We start from the raw sequence: 576 nt of genomic DNA on the forward strand, positions 1-576 counted from the left end.
GTGCCACCTTTGCTATTTCGCATAATAACATAATAGAAAAATTTTCTTCCTCGTAAAGTTGTTGAATCGCTAAATAGCGATTTTCTAAACGAACACGGGTTATGACCGCCCCCTTTCGATCTCCTCTAACTTTTTTAAAAAGGCATTCTCTGCTCGCAGACGTTCATTCTCTTTTTCTATACGACGTATCTCTAACTTCATTTTTTCATCCGGCGATAATTCTTTCTCTGTTTTAGAACGACCACGTCGGTCTTTTAACGCATCCCATCCACCAGTTTCATATTTACGCACCCATTGATAGACTTGTTGGTAAGATACTTGATTGGCTACCGCCGTTTTATGATAATCCTTATGATTGGCTAAAGCGTCTTGTACAATCTCAATACGTTCCTGCCACGTGGTTTTTCTCCCTTTGGTCATAGAGCGACTCATTCCTTCCGATTGTCCTTTTATTTCTCTATGACCATTATAATCTTTCATCCATTTTCTTAAAACTGATGTACTGGAGATCCCATGCTTTTCTATGACATCTCTTTGTGAATAATTACCTGAAAGGTAATCGGATATGGCAGCTAA

General features: G+C 38.7%; 1 protein-coding gene. It reads right to left on the reverse strand.

The features are described from left to right. Positions 1-99: 99 nt before the first annotated feature. Positions 100-576, reverse strand: a 477-nt coding sequence (locus GH715_RS21230) for a helix-turn-helix domain-containing protein (RefSeq protein WP_153836757.1), incomplete at its 5' end; no start/stop codon positions are given.

Origin of the sequence: Gracilibacillus thailandensis, from assembly GCF_010994055.1 — a bacterium.
Classification (GTDB): domain Bacteria; phylum Bacillota; class Bacilli; order Bacillales; family Amphibacillaceae; genus Gracilibacillus; species Gracilibacillus lacisalsi.